4 protein-coding genes are annotated in these 2,610 nt (G+C 64.9%); all 4 read right to left on the reverse strand.

The annotated features are described in order from the left end of the window. A partial coding sequence (gene pheS, locus A2J02_RS15095; RefSeq protein ID WP_068050965.1) for a phenylalanine--tRNA ligase subunit alpha occupies positions 1-1,030 on the reverse strand: 1,030 nt, incomplete at its 3' end. Positions 1,031-1,103: 73 nt separating this feature from the next. After that, positions 1,104-1,910, reverse strand: a complete 807-nt coding sequence (locus A2J02_RS15100) for a TrmH family RNA methyltransferase (protein ID WP_068050967.1) — start codon at positions 1,908-1,910, stop codon at positions 1,104-1,106. A 38-nt stretch (positions 1,911-1,948) separates the two neighbouring features. After that, positions 1,949-2,338: a 50S ribosomal protein L20 gene (gene rplT / locus A2J02_RS15105; RefSeq protein ID WP_032378959.1), complete on the reverse strand. Its 390-nt coding sequence runs from the start codon at positions 2,336-2,338 to the stop codon at positions 1,949-1,951. A gap of 86 nt (positions 2,339-2,424) precedes the next feature. Next, positions 2,425-2,610: 50S ribosomal protein L35 (gene rpmI / locus A2J02_RS15110; RefSeq protein WP_068050969.1), on the reverse strand; the 186-nt coding region annotated here is incomplete at its 5' end.

Raw genomic sequence — 2,610 nt, forward strand, 5'->3', positions numbered from 1 at the left:
CGCCCTCGACGATGTCGCGCATGTCCGGGATGTCGTTGCGGAACTGAAGCGTCCGCTCGAGACCCATTCCGAACGCGAATCCGGTGTAGACCTCGGGATCGATGCCACTGGCCTGCAACACCTTCGGGTTGACCATTCCGCAGCCACCCCACTCGACCCAACCGGCCCCGCCCTTCTTCTTCGGGAACCACACGTCGACCTCGGCCGACGGCTCGGTGAACGGAAAGTAGTTGGGGCGCATGCGTGTACGGGTGTCGTTGCCGAACAACGCCTTCGCGAACGCATCCAGTGTGCCGCGCAGGTGCGCCATGGTCAGGCCCTTGTCGATCGCGAGACCCTCGACCTGATGGAAGACCGGAGTGTGCGTCGTGTCGAGTTCGTCCGTGCGGAACGTCCGTCCCGGGCAAACGACGTAGATCGGAACCTCACGCGAGAGCATCGACCGGACCTGCACCGGGGAGGTATGAGTACGCAGAACCTGACGCGAACCCTCCGGCGCGATGTGGAACGTGTCCTGCATCGTGCGTGCCGGGTGGTCGGGCAGGAAGTTCAGCGCGTCGAAATTGAAGTGTTCGGTCTCGACCTCGGGGCCTTCTTCGACCTCCCAGCCCATTCCGACGAACACATCGGCAACCTGTTCGGCGATGATCGTGATGGGGTGCCGAGCACCGACGGGAGCTCGGTCGGTCGGCAGTGTCACGTCGATGGTTTCCGCGACCAGGATCGCTGCGTCACGCTCGGCCGACAGCACGGCGCGTCGCTCGTCGAAGGCCTTCTGCACTCGATCACGCGCTGCCTTGACGCGTTTGCCCGCGTCCGCCTTCTGGTCCCCCGGGATCGCACCGAGCGCGCGCTGCGCCAGTGCCAACGGAGCCTTGCCGCCCACGTGATCGATCTTGACCTTGGTCAGAGCATCGAGGTCCGACGCGTCGGCGAACGCCTGCTCGGCCGAGTCCACTGCGGATCCGAGCGCGGACTCCTCGAGAACGGACGGATCTACCGGCTCGGGTCCGCCATCTTTCTTCGCCACGACAGCTGCACTCCTCGAGTAATAGTCGGTGTCTGCTCAGAACAGACAAGTAACGATCCTAGGTGAGACCTGCTCACGGGGTTTCGGAGCGTCGCTGCGCCCTGGCACTCGCGTACAGGCAGATCGCCGCGGCGGTCGCCAGGTTGAGGCTCTCGGCGCGGCCGTGGATCGGGATTCGAATGCGGTGATCGGAGCCGCGCGTCACGGACTCCGAGAGTCCGTGTGCCTCGTTGCCGAACAACCACGCGGTCGGTTGCATGAGCAGCTCGTCCGCGTCGTCCAAGTCCACTTCGCCATCGGCGGCCGTCGCGACGATGGTCAGACCCGCCCTGCGCAACGCGTCGATTCCGGACTCGATCGATCGCTCCCGAGCGATGGGCAGATGGAACACGCTGCCCGCCGAGGCGCGGACGCACTTGCCGTTGTGGGGATCCACCGAATCGCCCAGTAGAACGACCGAATCCGCTCCCGCCGCGTCGGCGACGCGAATCACAGTCCCGGCATTGCCCGGCTCGGCCGTCTCCACCGGTACGGCCACCAGCCGCGGTGTTCCGGCCAACGCACGGTCGATCGGGACGTCGATCAATTCGGTGACTGCGATCAAGCCCTGCGGAGTGACCGTGTCGGACAATGCCTTCGCAGCACGGTCGGTGATCGGGTGAACTCGTGCGCCACCCGCCTCGATGGACGTGATGAGGTCATGGTGGCGCTCGAGAGCATCCGCGGTGAAGAACAGCTCACGAACCAACCGGGACCGGGCCGCCTCGGACACCGCATTGAAGCCTTCGGCCAGAAAGAGCCCGGTCTTCTTGCGTTCTGCGGCTCGAGCGAGCTTGACGGCCGAAACGACCCGCGGAGTTCGCTCGGTCAGCGAATCCACGGGCCGTTTCGGTGTTGAGTCGTCGTACGTCGACTCGCTCAGGCTGCTTCTCCGGCCGGAGCGTTGACATCGGCAGGCAGCGCGGCCTTGGCGATGGCGACCAGGCTTGCGAACGCCGCAGCATCCGACACAGCGAGCTCGGCGAGGATCTTGCGGTCGACCTCGACGCCTGCGGCCTTGAGGCCCTGGACGAAGCGGTTGTACGTGATGTCGTTGGCGCGAGCTGCAGCGTTGATACGCGTGATCCACAGCTTGCGGAAGTCACCCTTGCGCGCGCGGCGGTCCCGGTACGCATAGGTCAGCGAGTGGAGCTGCTGCTCCTTGGCCTTGGTGTACAGACGTGAGCGCTGTCCGCGGTAGCCCTTGGACGCTTCGAGAATCGAACGGCGCTTCTTCTGGGCGTTGACGGCCCTTTTTACGCGTGCCACTGGTGAATCCTGTCGATCTGGGGGTGTGTGAAACCCCGAATGGTAATGGGATGAAGCCGACCGAAATCAGTCGGCGGCGGGCCGAATCAGATGCCGAGCAGGCGCTTGATCCGCGGCACGTCGGCCTTCTTGACAACGGCGACACCATCGAGGCGACGAGTCACCTTGGTGGGCTTGTGCTCGAGCAGGTGGCGACGGCCGGCCTTCTGGCGCAGGATCTTGCCGCTGCCGGACACCTTGAATCGCTTCTTGGCACCACTGTGGGTCTTCTG

This window comes from Rhodococcus sp. EPR-147, assembly GCF_001647185.1.
GTDB lineage: Bacteria > Actinomycetota > Actinomycetes > Mycobacteriales > Mycobacteriaceae > Rhodococcoides.